Genomic DNA, 14,578 nt, shown 5'->3' with positions numbered 1-14,578 from the left:
GCGCTGACGAGGAGCGCGGGCTTTTCGGCTGATTGTGGCGCAGTGCGTTTTTCGTCGGCCGCTGTTTTGTGCGCTGTTTAGACCAGTCGGTGGGGAATCACGCGAAACTTTGATATGGCGCGCAGAACGCGGCTGACGATGCGGTTAAAGGCAGGGGGAGAGACAGGCGCCCGGCGGCGCCTGCAGAGGGGATCAGTTGAGTCTGGCGGCGCCGTCCAACAGGCCTTCAATCATCTGCTTGAGCAGGCGCTGCAGCGAGGCGGCGCGCTGCGGTTCGAACGCGTAAGGATACTGTTCGGACATGTAGTTCACCTGCGCCAGCTCAAGCTGGATCGCATGCTGTTGCTGCTGCGGCTGGCCGTAGGCGCGGGTGATGTAACCGCCCTTGAAGCGGCCGTTCAGCACGTGGGTGTATTGCTGTTGCTGCTCGCAGCAGGCGACCAGCCGATCGCTCAGCGCCTGGGCGCAGCTTTCGCCGCCGTTGGTGCCGAGATTGAGATCCGGCAGCTTGCCCTCGAACAGCCGCGGGATCACCGAGGCGATGGAGTGCGCGTCGAACAGCAGCGCATAGCCGTGCCGCGCTTTGAGGCGCGCCAGTTCGTCTTGCAGCTGCTGATGATAAGGTTGCCAAATTTGCTGCAGATAGCCGGCGCGCTCTGCGTCCGTCGGTGCTTTGCCCGGCAGGAAGCTTGGACGGCCGTCGAACAGCACGTCGGGATACAGACCGGTGGTGGCGGTGGTGTACAGCGGCTTGTCGTCCGCCGGGCGGTTCAGATCGATGACGAAGCGCGAATAGTTGCCGACCAGCACGCTGGCGCCCATCGCCCGGGCGAAGTCGTACAGCTGTGGTATGTGCCAGTCGGTATCGGGCAGCGGGCGGGCGTCGTCGGTCAGCCCAGCCTCGACCGCCGGCGTCAGTTGCGTGCCGGCGTGCGGGATGCTGATCAGCAGCGGCAGGCTGCCGGTCTGGAAGCTAAAAGGATCGCGAATGGTCATTGACGTACTTCTCCTCGGAAAATCACCGTACAGGGCAGCTGACCGCCCAACCAATAAGCCAGTTCCGCCGGCCGCGACAGCGGCCAGTGAACGAAGTCCGCCACCTTGCCGGTTTCCAGCGTGCCGTGGCTGTGTTGCAGCCCCAGCGCTTTGGCGGCGTGGGTGGTGACGCCCGCCAACGCTTCTTCCGGCGTCAGGCGGAACAGCGTGCAGGCCATGTTGATCATCAGGCGCAGCGACAGCGCCGGCGAGGTGCCGGGGTTGGCGTCGCTGGCGATCGCCATCGCCACCTGGTGCTTGCGGAACAGCTCCACCGGCGGGCACTGGGTTTCGCGCAGCAGGTAATAGGCGCCGGGCAGCAGCACCGCCACGGTGCCGGCGTCGCCCATGGCGCGGGCATCTTGTTCGGTGGCGTATTCGAGATGGTCGGCGGATAGCGCGTGATGGCGTGCCGCCAGCGTGCTGCCGCCGAGGGCGGAGAGCTGCTCGGCGTGCAGCTTGACCGGCAGACCGGCGGCCTCGGCGGCGGCGAAGACCCGCTCCACCTGCGCCGGTGAGAACGCCAGATGTTCGCAGAAGGCGTCAACCGCATCCGCCAGGCCGGCTGCCGCCGCCTGCGGGATGATGGTGTCGCAGACCAGATTGATGTAGTCGTCGGCGCGGTTGGTGTATTCCGGCGGCAGCGCATGGGCCGCCAGACAGGTGGTTTTTACCTCGACCGGCAGCAACTCGCCCAACTTGCGCGCCACCCGCAGCATCTTCAGTTCGCTTTCCGGGCTGAGGCCGTAACCGGATTTGATCTCCACGCAGGTGACGCCTTCCGCCAGCAGCGGCCGCAGGCGGAACAGCGCCTGCTCCAGCAGCAGCGCTTCATCGGCCGCGCGGGTGGCTTTCACCGTGGAAATGATGCCGCCGCCCTGCGCGGCGATCTCGGCGTAGCTCACGCCGTTCAGCCGCTGTTCAAACTCGCCGCTGCGATTGCCGCCGAACACCAGGTGCGTGTGGCAGTCAACAAAACCGGGGGTGATGATGCCGCCGTCGAATTTCACCGTTTCGTCCGCGATCAGGCCGGACGGCAGCGCCGCATGTTCGCCAATCCAGACGATCTTGCCGTCGCGCACGGCGATCGCGCCGTCGGTCAGGGTGTGATACTTGCCGTCGCGCATGGTGACGATATCGGCGCCGTGCCACAGGCTGTCACAGTGAATCTCAGACGTCATTGCTTTCCTCCGCCGGAGCCGCAGCTCCCACATGGTTGTATATACAATTAAAAACAACCTAACGCATTCACCGGGATGTCACAAGAGGCGGGAGAGATTTTGTTATCAGGATGTGATCGACAGCGGAGATGCGGGCGCAGGGCGCGCCCGCCGGGGATCAGACTTCGCTGGTGAAGCGGCCGAACAGTTGATAACGGCTGCCGGGGTACAGCAGCCGGGCCGAGGTCACCACGGTTTTGCCGGACCAGGTGCGGCGATGGATCAGCAGACCGGGTTCATGGTCTTCCAGCTGCAGCAGCTCGCGCTCACGCCGGGTGGGGATCACCGCTTCGACGATGTGTTCGCCGGCGGTCAGCGGCGCGGCCTGCGTCAGGTAGGTGTAAGGCGTGACGCGGTCGAAATCCTGCTTCAGGTAATCCGGCGCCACCAGCGGGTTGACGCAGCGGTCTTCCACCTGCACCGGCACATCGTTTTCGTAATGCACGATCTGCGAATAGAACAGCCGTTGGCCGGGGTGAATGCCCAGCGCCGTCGCTTCTTCCTCGCTGGCCGCACGGGCCTTCAGCTCGAGGATCTTGCTGCTGTGACGATGGCCGCGCGCGGCGATCTCATCGGCGATGTTGTGCACTTCCAGCAGCGCGGTATGCGCTTTGGCTTCGGCGACGAAGGTGCCGACGCCCTGCATGCGAATCAAAAAACCTTCGCTGGTCAGCTCGCGCAGCGCGCGGTTGATGGTCATGCGGCTGACGCCCAGTTCCGCCACCAGTTCACTTTCGGAGGGCACGCGCTGGTGCGGTTGCCAATGCCCCGCACGGATTTGATTCACGATCGCCTGTTTGACCCGTTGGTAGATCGGGGCGGGGGCATCGCTCATTGCAGCCGCCAGTTGTAACACTGTCTGTTGTTCAGCCACGACGTTAACCTCGTCAAATAAAAAAATAATAACACCAGTTTACTGTTGATGTCGGCGTATGTATATGTATATACAACTAGTGGCCGTCGCGCCAGAAACTTGCCGGCGGCCGCCAAAAATTCCCGAAGGCGCGCCATCGCCGCGCCTCATTCGCCGTTACACCAACAGTGGAATACTGCCATGCCTGCTTATTTTGCCCCACGCGCTTTGCTCCCTGAGGGCTGGGCGCATAACGTCCGGCTGGACGTCGATGCGCAAGGTTATCTGACTCAAGTTACCGCCGACGCTGAGCCGCAAGGCTGCACCCGGCTGCACGGCGACGCGGTGCCGGGCATGCCGAACCTGCACTCCCACGCTTTCCAGCGCGCGATGGCCGGGCTGGCGGAAGTGGCGGGCAACCCGCAGGACAGCTTCTGGACCTGGCGCGATCTGATGTACCGCCTGGTGCAGCGCCTGACGCCGGAGCAGGTGGAGGTAGTCGCCCGTCAACTGTATATCGAAATGCTCAAGGGCGGATACACCCAGGTGGCCGAATTCCATTATCTGCATCACGACGCCGACGGCAAGCCTTACGCCGATCGCGGTGAGATGACCGGCCGCCTCAGCGAGGCCGCGCATCAGGCCGGCATCGGCATGACGATGCTGCCGGTGCTGTACAGCTACGCCGGTTTCGGCGCGCAGCCGGCGCAGCCGGGGCAGAAACGTTTTATCCAGGATACCGAAAGCTATCTGCACCAGCAGCAGGTGATTGCCCGCCAGTTGGCGGATCGTCCGTTGCAGAATCAGGGGCTGTGCTTCCACTCGCTGCGTGCGGTGGAGCTGGGCCAGATGCAGCAGATTTTGGCCGCGTCGGATCGCACTTTGCCGGTGCATATTCACATCGCCGAGCAGCAAAAAGAGGTGAACGACTGCCTGGCGTGGAGCGGGCAGCGCCCGGTGGCCTGGCTGTATGACCATCTGCCGGTCGATCAGCGTTGGTGCCTGGTGCATGCCACCCATCTGGATCGCGACGAGCTGGAAGCGCTGGCGCGCAGCCGCGCGGTGGCCGGCCTGTGCCTGACCACCGAAGCCAACCTCGGCGACGGCATCTTCCCCGGCGACGCTTACCTGCAGCAGCAGGGGCGCTGGGGCATCGGTTCCGACAGCCACGTTTCGCTCAACGTGGTGGAAGAGCTGCGCTGGTTCGAATACGGCCAGCGGCTGCGCGATCAGCGCCGCAACCGTCTGACGACGCCGGAACAGTCGGCGGTGGGCGATGTGCTGTACCTGCAGGCGCTGCAGGGCGGTGCGCAGGCGTGCGGCGCGCCGATCGGCCGGTTGCAGAGCGGCTATCGCGCCGACTGGCTGGTGCTGGACGGCGACGATCCGTATCTGGCGGCGGCGCCGGACGCCTCGATCCTCAACCGCTGGCTGTTCGCCGGCGGTAAAGAGCAAATTCGCGACGTGTTCGTCGGCGGCCGGCAGGTGATCGAGCAGGGGCGGCACGCGCTGCAGCAGCAGAGCGGCGCCGAGTTCCTGCAGGTGCTGAAAACCTTTCAGCAGGAGGCGTAATGAGCCTGACCCGTTTTAACTTCGCCGCGCTGCCGGTCAGCCCGTGGCGCAACGGCGGTGGGGAAACCCGTGAAATCGTCAGCTGGCCGCCGGGCGCGCAGGATTTTGACTGGCGCGCCAGCATCGCCACCATCGCACAGGACGGGCCGTTTTCCGCCTTTGCAGGCATCGATCGTTCGATCACGCTGCTGGAAGGCGACGGCGTGCGGCTGTTCAGCGCCGGGCATATCGACCATCAATTGGCGCGCGTCGGGGAGCCGTTCGCGTTCTCCGGCGACGTGGCGCTGGAAGCGACGCTGCTGGGCGGCGCCAGCCAGGATTTCAACATCATGACGCGCCGCGGCCGGCAGGCGGCCGAGGTGCGGCGCAGCACGGCGCCCGTCACCTTGCCACCCAACCAGGCGGGCGTGCTGTATGTGCTGAGCGGGGTCTGGTCGCTGCCGGGGGGCGGCGAACTGCGGGCGCGCGAGGGCGTCTGGTGGGCGGCGCAGGCGGCGGGCGGCGAAGTGGCGCCGCTGACGGCCGACGGCGCTCTTCTGTGGGCGAACATCATAGCCTGCTAACGCAGAGTAGAGTCCTGCGCCCGGTTATGGGATTATTCACTTTTCCCCATTAATCATAAAGAAGGGCGCATGGCTTCGCTGAAAGACGTCGCAAAACTTGCCGGAGTCTCTTTGATGACGGTGTCCCGCGCCATCAATGAACCCGGCAAGCTGCGGCCGGAAACCTACCGCCGCGTCAAACAGGCTATCGACCAGTTGGACTACGTGCCGGATCTGTCAGCGCGGCGTATTCGCGGTGACGGAAATCGCGTGCAGACGCTCGGCGTGCTGGCGCTGGACACCGCCACGACGCCGTTCTCGGTGGAAATGATCCTGTCGATTGAGAAAACCGCGCGTGAACGCGGCTGGAACAGCTTCGTCGTCAACCTGTTTGCCGACGACAACGCCGAACAGACCGTCGATCTGCTGCTGGCGCATCGTCCGGATGGGGTGATCTTCACCACGATGGGGCTGCGCGAGGTGACATTGCCGGCCAAACTGCTGGACAAAAAGCTGGTGCTGGCCAACTGCGTCAGCCCGGCGCATTCGATCGCCAGCTACATTCCTGATGACGAGCAAGGGCAGTATGAGGCCACGCGCACGCTGATCGCCAAAGGCTATCGCGCGCCACTGTGCATTCATTTACCGGCGGATACGCTGGCGGCGGGCCTGCGCCGCCGCGGTCTGGAACGCGCCTGGCGCGAAGCGGGGCGCGATGTTGAACAGCTGCGGCAGTATCATCTCGATCTGAGCGGCGGCGATCAAAGCTATCGCGACTGCGTCGCGCTGCTGGAGCGGCATTTCTCTCCCGGGCGGCGCGATTGCGACGTCGTGGTGTGCGGAAACGATCGGATAGCCTTTCTGGTGTATCAGGTATTGCTGGCGCAAGGATGGCGGATACCGCAACAGGTGGCGGTGCTGGGTTACGACAATATGGTCGGCACCGGCGAGCTGTTCCTGCCGGCATTGACGACGGTGCAGCTGCCGCATTACGAGCTGGGCCGCCTTGCGGCGCTGCATGTGATTGAGCAGCGGGAGCTGCGTGAGACGGTGAAAGTGCCTTGCCCGCTATTGGCGCGTGGTTCGCTATAAGCGCACCGGGTGCGTCGCTGCGCGCCCGGTGCTCATTCCCATTATCCCCAGATGCTTGCCAGCCGCCATCCCGTGATGGGCTCAAACTGTGCCCGGCCGCCTTCGGCGAACAGGCTGAGGTGGCGCTCGCCCGCCGTCGGGTAGATGCGGCTGGTCAGGCAGGCCTGGCCCTGATTGACGAAGATCTCCAGCGATGAGCGGTCAATGAAGATCCGTAGTGACAGGGTGTCACCTTCCGGTAGCGGCACGCTGCGGCAGGTGCACAGGGCGGGGTTGTCATGAAAACGTTCCAGCACCAGCCGGTGCGCCTGATTGTCGACGAACAGGCGCGCCGCATTCCCGATGGCCAGCCCGTAACGCTCGGCGTCGTTGTCGGCCGGTCTCAACGTCAGGGTGAGTTCCTGCACGTCTTCCGCCAGCGGCAGATGTTGATTGGTCAGCGTCTGTGCCAAAAAGGTGTGCGATTCTCGGCGCAACGCCGCCAGTTCACGCGCCGGGTTCATGAGGACGCTGCCGTCGGCGGCCAGCGTCAGCTCGCGCGGCAGGGTGAGGGCGCCGGCCCAGCGGTGCGCTTTGCTGGGCATCGGGGATTCCCACATATCCATCCAGGCAAACAGCAGCCGACGGCCGTCGGCGGCGGTGAAGGTTTGCGGCGCATAGAAATCGTGCCCGGCATCCAGCTCGCAGAAGGGCTGCGTCACCCTGAAGTCGCCGTCCGGCCGCCAGTGGCCGAGCAGATAGCCGCTCTGGAAGCGATTGCGGTAGCGGTAGCCCTGCGCCGCCAGCCCCTGCGGCGAGAACAGCAACAGGTGCTGTTCACCCAGCGGGAAGAAATCCGGGCATTCCCACATATACCCTTGATGCGCCGCCTGCGCGCCGGCCAGCACCCGATCGAAGCGCCAGGCGCGCAGGTCTGCAGAACGGTACAGGCGCACCTGGCCGAGACCGTTTTCTTTGGCGCCGACCACCAGCCACCATTCGCCGTTCTCGCGCCAGACTTTCGGATCGCGGAAATGCTGAATGCCGTCCGGCGGGGCCAGCACCGGCCCATGTTTAACGAAGCGTATGCCATCTTCGCTGGTGGCCAGACATTGCACTTCCCGCACCTGGCTGTCGTCGCCGGGTTCGCCCAGCCACACGTGGCCGGTGTAAATCAGCGTCAGGACGCCGTTGTCATCCACGGCGCAGCCGGAAAAACAACCGTCTTTGTCATAGGGCGCATCGGGCGCCAGGGCGATGGGCTGGTGCTGCCAGCGGATCAGATCGCGGCTGGTCGCGTGCCCCCAATGCATGGGCCCCCAGTGTTCGCTGTAGGGGTGATGCTGGAAGAAGGCATGATAGACGCCGTCAATACAGATCAGGCCGTTGGGATCGTTGATCCAGCCGGCGGGCGGCGCGAGATGGAACTGCGGGTAGTATTCGTCTCGGCGCTCTGCGCGCAGGGCCTCGACCGCATGGTCGGCTTGAGCTAAGGCAGTGTTCATTGGATAGACTCGCTTGATTTAATGGCGGATTGAAAGGGGGTTGCGCTGGCGGAACGTTCGCCGCGCAGCAGGAAACAGGAGACAAGCGTCGTGGCGGCGACCGCGCACCCCATCAGCAGATAGGTGTCGGCAAAGCCGATGCGGTCATAACCGTAGCCCGCCAGCGGCGACAGGAAGCTGGCCATCACCTGGGTGATGAACTGAAAGCCCACCAGGTAAAGCGTTGAGGAGAGGCGACTGTCGAAGCGGCTGGCGATGTATTTGAAGATAGCGATCAGCAGGATCGGCAACTCTACGGCGTGCAGCAGTTTCATGGCGGAGATCATCAATGCGCCACTGACCAAGCCGGAGCCGAACATGCGCAGCGCCATCACGCCACCGGCCAGCAACAACCCCTGTTTGGCGCCGATGCGGTTCACCAGCAGCGGCGCCAGGAACATGCCGCCGGCCTCGAGGAAGACCTGCAGCGAGTTGAGGAAGCCGTACATTTCGTTGCCCTGTTCGCGTGAAGCGAATTGCGAGGCGAAGTAGACCGAAAATTGCTGATCGAAAACGTTGTACACGCTGATACCGAGCACAAATACCACCAGCGCCCAGAAGCCCGGCATACGCAGCAGCGCCAGCGCATCCTGCAGCCGCAGATTTTCCGGTTTGCCGAACGCCAGGCCGGCCATGGCGTTCGGCTTCAGCTCGCGCACCTGGCTAAGCAGCAACAGGAATACCACGGCGGCGGCAGAGGCCAGCCAGAAATTGATGTTCGGATCGATATTGAAGATAAAACCGGCCAAAAAGGTGGCGCTGGCCCAGCCGAGCGATCCCCACATGCGGGCGCGGCCGAATTCGAAACCGCTGATGCGGCTGACTCGCTCGGTATAAGATTCCAGCGCGCCGATGCCGGCGAAGAAGGTGGCACCGATAAATACCCCGCCGACCAGCGCGCCGAGCGGCAGGATGCTCGCCAGCAGCGGGGCGTAAACGTAGATAAAGAACGGGCCGGTCAGCAATAGCATCACGCCGAGAAACTGCAGCAGGTGCTTGCGCAGCCCAAGTTTGTCCTGAATAAACCCGTACAGCGGCTGGGCGCACAGCGCCACCAACGAGATAGCGGAGAAGATCAGGCCGGTCTCGGCGCCTTTCAGGCCGATCTTCTGATTCAGCCACAGCGAGATCAGCGAAAAGCTGGCAGACCAGGTGAAGAAAAAGAAGAACAGCAGGCCGCTGAGCAGCACGTAATATTTTTTAGTTTCGCGGTTCATGGGTAGGGCCCCGGTGAGTGAAGTTAGCTCCATTGTTAACGTTAACTCGTAAAGGGATGAAGCCAGCAGATGTCACGCATGCGATGTTAATCACAAAAGTTAACGTTAACATTTGTGCCTTGTGATCGAGGTCACGGGTTGGCAAGGGGGCGATGTGCCCCCCGAGGATTAACGTTCGTTCAGCGAGCGCAGATGGTCGTCGCGGCGCAGCGTCATCAGCGCAAACAGGCTGACCACCGAGGTGGCGACCACGTAGTAGGCGGGAATGTCGATATTGCCGGTCTGTTTGATGAGGCCGGTGATAATCAGCCCGGCCGAGCCGGAAAACACCGCATTGGACAGCGAGTAAGCCAGCCCCAAGCCGGTATAGCGCACCCGGGTCGGGAACATCTCCGCCAGCATCGCCGGGCCGGGACCGGCCAGCAGGCCAACCACGGCACCGGCGATCATGACCGCCAGCCCTTTGGCCCACAGTGAACTCTGCGCATCCTGCAACAGGTGCAGCAGTGGGAAAGTGAGCAGGATCACCGCCGCCACCGCCGTCAGCATCACCGTTTTACGCCCCAGTTTGTCGCTGATGATGCCCGCCGGCAGAATGGTCAGGGCGAAGCCGACGTTGGCCAGCACCGTCGCCACCAGCGCCTGCTGGAAGGTGGCGTGCAATGAGGTTTGCAAATAGGAAGGCATCACCACCAGGAAGGTATAGCCGGCGGCCGACCAGCCCATCATGCGGCCGATGCCGATCAGTATGGTTTTCACCACGCCGCCCAGCTTCGCTTCCGGCGGCGCGGCGGCGTGTTCCGCATGTTGCTGCGCCTGGGTGAACGTGGGCGTCTCTTCGAGCTTGAGCCGCAGCCACAGCGCCACGGCGCCCATCGGCAGCGCCAGCAGGAAGGGAATACGCCAGCCCCAGTCATGCAGCTGTTGCACGCTGAGCAGCGCGGCCAGCAGCGCCACCAGTCCAGCCCCGGCCAACAGGCCGAGCGCGACGGTCAGCGACTGCCAGGCGCCGAACAGCCCACGCTTGCCCTTCGGGGCGAACTCGGTCATCAGCGACACGGCGCCGCCGAATTCGCCGCCGGCGAACAGCCCCTGAAACATGCGCAGCAGCGTCAGCAACAGCGGGGCGGCGACGCCGATCGAGGCATAGGTTGGCATGACGCCGATCAGCGCGGTGGCCAGCGTCATCAACAGCAGAACCGCAATCAGCGTTGGGCGACGGCCGATGCGATCGCCGATGCGGCCGAATATCACCGCGCCGATCGGCCGACAGAAAAACGCCAGCGCGAAGGCGGCGTAGGTGAGGATCAGGCTGGTGATTTCGTTTTCACCCTGCAGCGTGAAAAAATTGGCGGCGATAACGGTGGCCAGGAACCCGTACACCCCGAACTCATACCATTCGATAAAGTTGCCGACCGAGCCGGCCAGCAACGCCTGACGCGAGCGGCGCGCGTCGAGAGTCTGTTGATTCATCCCCGTTCCCATACTTTTGAATTATTGTTCGTCAGTTCTAAATTTATACGACAAAACAATCAATTGATTTCAGCGGGAACTGTGAGGCGCTCAGCGCATGCTGTCGATACGCCACCATTCGGGGCAAACATCGGCGAACGCAGTGGATGGCGGAAGAGTGAAAACAAAAAAGGGCCGACGAATCGGCCCTTGAGCGGGGGAATGCCGTTACCGTTTAGGCCCGGCGTTCACCAATTTTTCACCCGCCGGGGTGACGGTATATTTGGCGAAGTTATCGATAAAGCGCTGCGCCAAATCCTGCGCTTTCTCCTGCCACAGCGACTCGTCGGCGTAGGTTTTGCGCGGATCGAGGATCGACGGATCGACGCCCGGCAGCGCGGTCGGCACGTCCAGCCCGAAGATCGGCAGCGTGAACGTCTCGGCCTGCTCAATGTCGCCATTCAGAATGGCGTCGATAATGCCGCGCGTATCCTTGATCGAAATACGTTTGCCGCTGCCGTTCCAGCCGGTGTTAACGAGGTAAGCCTGGGCGCCGGCGGCCTCCATGCGTTTCACCAGCACTTCGGCGTACTGCGTCGGGTGCAGCGTCAGGAACGCGGCGCCGAAGCAGGCGGAGAAGGTCGGCGTCGGCGCGGTGATGCCGCGCTCGGTGCCGGCCAGCTTGGCGGTGAAGCCGGACAGGAAATGGTACTGGGTCTGCTCCGGCGTCAGGCGCGATACCGGCGGCAGTACGCCGAAGGCGTCGGCGGTCAGGAAGATGATCTTGCGCGCATGGCCGGCTTTGGACACCGGTTTGACGATGTTCTCGATGTGATAAATCGGATAGGAAACGCGGGTGTTCTCGGTCTTGCTGGCGTCGTCGAAGTCGATGCTGCCGTCGGCCAGCACGGTGACGTTTTCCAGCAGCGCATCGCGGCGGATCGCCTGATAGATTTCCGGCTCCGCCTGCGGCGACAGCTTGATGGTCTTGGCGTAGCAGCCGCCTTCGAAGTTGAACACGCCGTCGTCGTCCCAGCCGTGCTCGTCATCGCCGATCAGCTGGCGCTTCGGATCGGTGGAGAGGGTGGTTTTGCCTGTGCCGGATAGGCCGAAGAACACCGCCACGTCGCCTTGCTCGCCGACGTTGGCCGAGCAGTGCATCGAGGCGATGCCCTTCAGCGGCAGCAGGTAGTTCATGATCGAGAACAGGCCTTTCTTCATCTCGCCACCGTACCAGGTGCCGCCGATCAGCTGCATGCGTTCCGTCAGGTTGAAGGCGACGAAGTTCTCCGAATGCAGCCCTTGCTGCTGCCAGTCCGGGTTGGTGCATTTGGCGCCGTTCAGCACCACGAAGTCCGGCTCGAAGTCCGCCAGTTCGGCGTCGCTCGGGCGAATGAACATGTTTTTCACGAAGTGCGCCTGCCAGGCCACCTCGGTGATGAAGCGCACTTTCAGGCGCGTGTCGGCGTTGGCGCCGCAGAACGCGTCGACCACGAACAGACGCTTGCCGGAGAGCTGGTTGCCCACCAGCGTTTTCAGATGCTGCCAGACCTCCGGGGAGAGCGGCTGGTTGTCGTTCTTGCCGGTGCCGTTGTCCGACCACCAGACGGTATCGCGCGTGGTGTCGTCGCGCACGATGTATTTGTCCTTCGGCGAACGGCCGGTGAACTCACCGGTCGCGACGTTGACCGCGCCGAGTTGGGTGAGGGTGCCGCGTTCCAGCGGCGGCAGGTCGGCGCGGGTCTCTTCGGCGAACAGCAATTCATAGCTGGGGTTATAGACGATGTCGGCGGCCTGATGGATGCCGTAGCGAGCGAGGGTTTGTGGGGTAACAGCGCGTGAAGACATATTCTACTTCCTTATGAGTCATATTATGCCTCTTTCCCGTGCGGTGCCGCGCGCAGGATTAAGGTTCGGATCAAGCTGACCGGATTCAGCTAATGCGTTTCCGGTTCTTTATTAATAAAACAGGGGGCTTTTTCGCCCTCCTATAGCATAGCAGCGAATTTAAGCCTGCTTACTTTAATTACAAAATGCTGACGATAATTAATTAAAACCAACCTTGGCGGAGGGTCACAATATTGAATTTCGCCGGCGTAATTTAGTTTTGCATTTTTATTTTTTATCATATCGTCAGGGCTGTCCACTGTTTTATTTCTTATTAGAAAAAGCGAAATCCACAATAGGATTTTTCGTAATCATTTGTTTTTGCTTGGCTATGGCGGGACTGTTGTGCCAGGTGAATCTAACCGTACTGTACGCTTGTCAGCAGGGTGAATAATGAAACAGATAAATGCAGAACTGGCCTGTGATAAAAATGCGGCATCGTCCGAATCCTCAGGATTAATTAATCAACTTCGTCAAATAGATATCGGTGCGGTGCCGATCGCGTTGTTTATCACGATTTGCGCGATCGTGGCGATTTCCGCCTACGCCAACTTCCTGCCGAAGAATATGATCGGCGGCCTGGCGGTGATAATGACGCTGGGCTTTGCGCTGGCGCAGTTGGGAAAAAGCATTCCCGTGCTGCGCGATATCGGCGGGCCGGCCATTCTGTGTTTGATGGTGCCGTCGGTGTTGGTCTATTTCAATGTCTTCCAGCCTAACGTCATGGGCACCGTTCATCTGCTGATGAAAGACGCCAACCTGCTCTATTTCGTCATCGCCAGTCTGGTGGTCGGCAGCATTCTCGGCATGAACCGGGTGATCCTGATTCAGGGGATGATTCGCATGTTTGTACCCTTGGTGGTTGGTACGGTGACGGCGGTGATCACCGGGCTGCTGGTGGGCAAGCTGTTCGGCTTTACCTTTTATCACACCTTTTTCTTCATCATCGTGCCGATCATCGGCGGCGGCATCGGCGAGGGGATTTTACCGCTGTCGCTGGCCTATTCGGCGATCCTGGGCTCGACGCCGGACGTCTACGTCGCGCAGCTGGCGCCGGCGGCGGTGCTGGGCAACATCTTCGCCATCGTGACCGCCGGGGTGCTGGCGCGCATCGGCATGCAGCGCAAGGCGCTGAGCGGCGATGGCATGCTGATCCGCTCGGCGCAGGAGAACGCGATGTTCGCCATCAAGGAGCAAAGCGGCAACGTCGATTTCCAACTGATGGGCGGCGGGTTGCTGGTGATCTGCGCCTTCTTTATCGTCGGCGGCCTGTTTGAACACATCGTGCATATTCCCGGCCCGGTGCTGATGATCCTGTTCGCGGTGCTGTGCAAATACTGCCGGGTGATCCCGGCCTCGATGGAGACCGGCGCGCACAGTTTCTACAAGTTCGTCTCCACCGCGCTGGTGTGGCCGCTGATGATCGGTCTGGGCATGCTGTACGTGCCGCTGGAAAGCGTGGTGGCGGTGTTCTCGGTCGGTTATGTGGTGGTCTGCGGTTCGGTGGTGCTGTCGATGGGGCTGGTCAGTTTCCTGATTGCGCCTTACCTGAAGATGTTCCCGGTGGAAGCGGCGATCGTCACCTGTTGCCACAGCGGCCTGGGCGGCACCGGTGACGTGGCGATCCTGTCTGCATCGAACCGCATGGGGCTGATGCCGTTCGCCCAAATCGCCACGCGCATCGGCGGCGCTTCCACGGTCATTGGCGCGACGCTGCTGCTCGGTTGGTTAGTCTAAGTCCAGGGTTTCTTATGGATAGCCGGGGTTGGATTGCCCCGGTTTTTTATTTCGAGGACAGCCGCACCCACAGCGTGATGAGCTATTTCAGCGAAAGCAACATCGGGCAGGACTTTAAAGGCGCGTACTCATCCGGGCCATTGCTCAACGACATCACGGCGATCCCGCATTTCTACGGCGCCAACATGCACACCCGCATCGGCGATACGATCTACGGTTTCAATTCCAATACCGATCGCGACTTCCTCACCGCCACCGGCGGATTGGATCCGCGACTTCGTGCGCGGTGAAGACAAGAACGATCTGACGCTGTTCAACACCGGCAGCGATTTCCTGGTGAAAGTGGTGGGGCAGCCGCTGGATGCGGGTGATTTCGTGTTGGCGTAATGCAGGCAACAAAAATAGGGCGTTTTGGGCAAAAACCCGACAATTCCTATTAATTCCGTCA

Annotated in this window: 11 protein-coding genes and 1 pseudogene; 5 read left to right on the top strand and 7 right to left on the bottom strand. The window is 62.1% G+C overall.

Annotated features, from left to right (window positions below):
- Nucleotides 1-192: 192 nt before the first annotated feature.
- The 3 genes from hutG to hutC form a co-directional block, all read right to left on the bottom strand.
- On the bottom strand, nt 193-996 hold the full coding sequence (gene hutG, locus ACSBQQ_RS08175; RefSeq protein ID WP_047567892.1) for an N-formylglutamate deformylase: 804 nt from the start codon (nt 994-996) through the stop codon (nt 193-195).
- The gene (gene hutI, locus ACSBQQ_RS08170; protein WP_060425648.1) at nt 993-2,216 is read right to left on the bottom strand and encodes an imidazolonepropionase; all 1,224 of its coding nucleotides are present in this window, start codon (nt 2,214-2,216) and stop codon (nt 993-995) included. The genes hutG and hutI overlap by 4 nt, the downstream gene beginning before the upstream one ends.
- Nucleotides 2,217-2,373: 157 nt before the next feature.
- Complete coding sequence (gene hutC / locus ACSBQQ_RS08165; protein ID WP_033638258.1) at nt 2,374-3,129, bottom strand: histidine utilization repressor; 756 nt, start codon at nt 3,127-3,129, stop codon at nt 2,374-2,376.
- A gap of 180 nt (nt 3,130-3,309) precedes the next feature.
- Here hutC and ACSBQQ_RS08160 point away from each other — a divergent pair, with 180 nt between their 5' ends.
- From ACSBQQ_RS08160 to ACSBQQ_RS08150, 3 genes are all read left to right on the top strand, one after another.
- Nucleotides 3,310-4,680 carry a formimidoylglutamate deiminase gene (locus ACSBQQ_RS08160; protein WP_060425649.1) on the top strand — a complete coding sequence of 457 codons (1,371 nt, stop codon included), beginning with the start codon at nt 3,310-3,312 and terminating at the stop codon, nt 4,678-4,680.
- A complete protein-coding gene (locus ACSBQQ_RS08155; protein ID WP_060425650.1) occupies nt 4,680-5,243 on the top strand; it encodes a HutD/Ves family protein in 564 nt (187 codons plus the stop codon). Before ACSBQQ_RS08160 ends, ACSBQQ_RS08155 begins: the two co-directional genes overlap by 1 nt.
- Before the next feature lie 69 nt (nt 5,244-5,312).
- Nucleotides 5,313-6,314 (top strand): LacI family DNA-binding transcriptional regulator, encoded by a 1,002-nt coding sequence (locus tag ACSBQQ_RS08150; RefSeq protein WP_060418472.1) that lies wholly within the window; start codon nt 5,313-5,315, stop codon nt 6,312-6,314.
- 41 nt (nt 6,315-6,355) lie between these two features.
- On the opposite strand, the gene ACSBQQ_RS08145 is transcribed toward ACSBQQ_RS08150, so the two are convergent.
- The 4 genes from ACSBQQ_RS08145 to pckA form a co-directional block, all read right to left on the bottom strand.
- A complete protein-coding gene (locus ACSBQQ_RS08145) occupies nt 6,356-7,798 on the bottom strand; it encodes a glycoside hydrolase family 32 protein (RefSeq protein WP_060425651.1) in 1,443 nt (480 codons plus the stop codon).
- Nucleotides 7,795-9,054 (bottom strand): MFS transporter, encoded by a 1,260-nt coding sequence (locus ACSBQQ_RS08140; protein WP_060428563.1) that lies wholly within the window; start codon nt 9,052-9,054, stop codon nt 7,795-7,797. Before ACSBQQ_RS08140 ends, ACSBQQ_RS08145 begins: the two co-directional genes overlap by 4 nt.
- Before the next feature lie 168 nt (nt 9,055-9,222).
- Entirely contained in the window at nt 9,223-10,527 is a 1,305-nt protein-coding gene (locus tag ACSBQQ_RS08135; RefSeq protein ID WP_060425652.1) for an MFS transporter, read from the bottom strand.
- 207 nt (nt 10,528-10,734) lie between these two features.
- The gene (pckA, locus tag ACSBQQ_RS08130) at nt 10,735-12,354 is read right to left on the bottom strand and encodes a phosphoenolpyruvate carboxykinase (ATP) (RefSeq protein ID WP_033653893.1); all 1,620 of its coding nucleotides are present in this window, start codon (nt 12,352-12,354) and stop codon (nt 10,735-10,737) included.
- Between the two features lie 432 nt (nt 12,355-12,786).
- Here pckA and ACSBQQ_RS08125 point away from each other — a divergent pair, with 432 nt between their 5' ends.
- Nucleotides 12,787-14,130, top strand: coding sequence for a 2-hydroxycarboxylate transporter family protein (locus tag ACSBQQ_RS08125; protein ID WP_033638272.1), 1,344 nt, complete (start codon nt 12,787-12,789; stop codon nt 14,128-14,130).
- A 47-nt stretch (nt 14,131-14,177) separates the two neighbouring features.
- A pseudogene (locus ACSBQQ_RS08120) lies at nt 14,178-14,390 on the top strand (M10 family metallopeptidase C-terminal domain-containing protein); the annotation flags it as partial.
- Nucleotides 14,391-14,578: the final 188 nt, after the last annotated feature.

The sequence above is a fragment of the Serratia sp. G204Y genome, assembly GCF_051172435.1.
Lineage (GTDB): Bacteria > Pseudomonadota > Gammaproteobacteria > Enterobacterales > Enterobacteriaceae > Serratia > Serratia sarumanii.
This window is presented reverse-complemented; position numbering and strand designations above follow the sequence as displayed.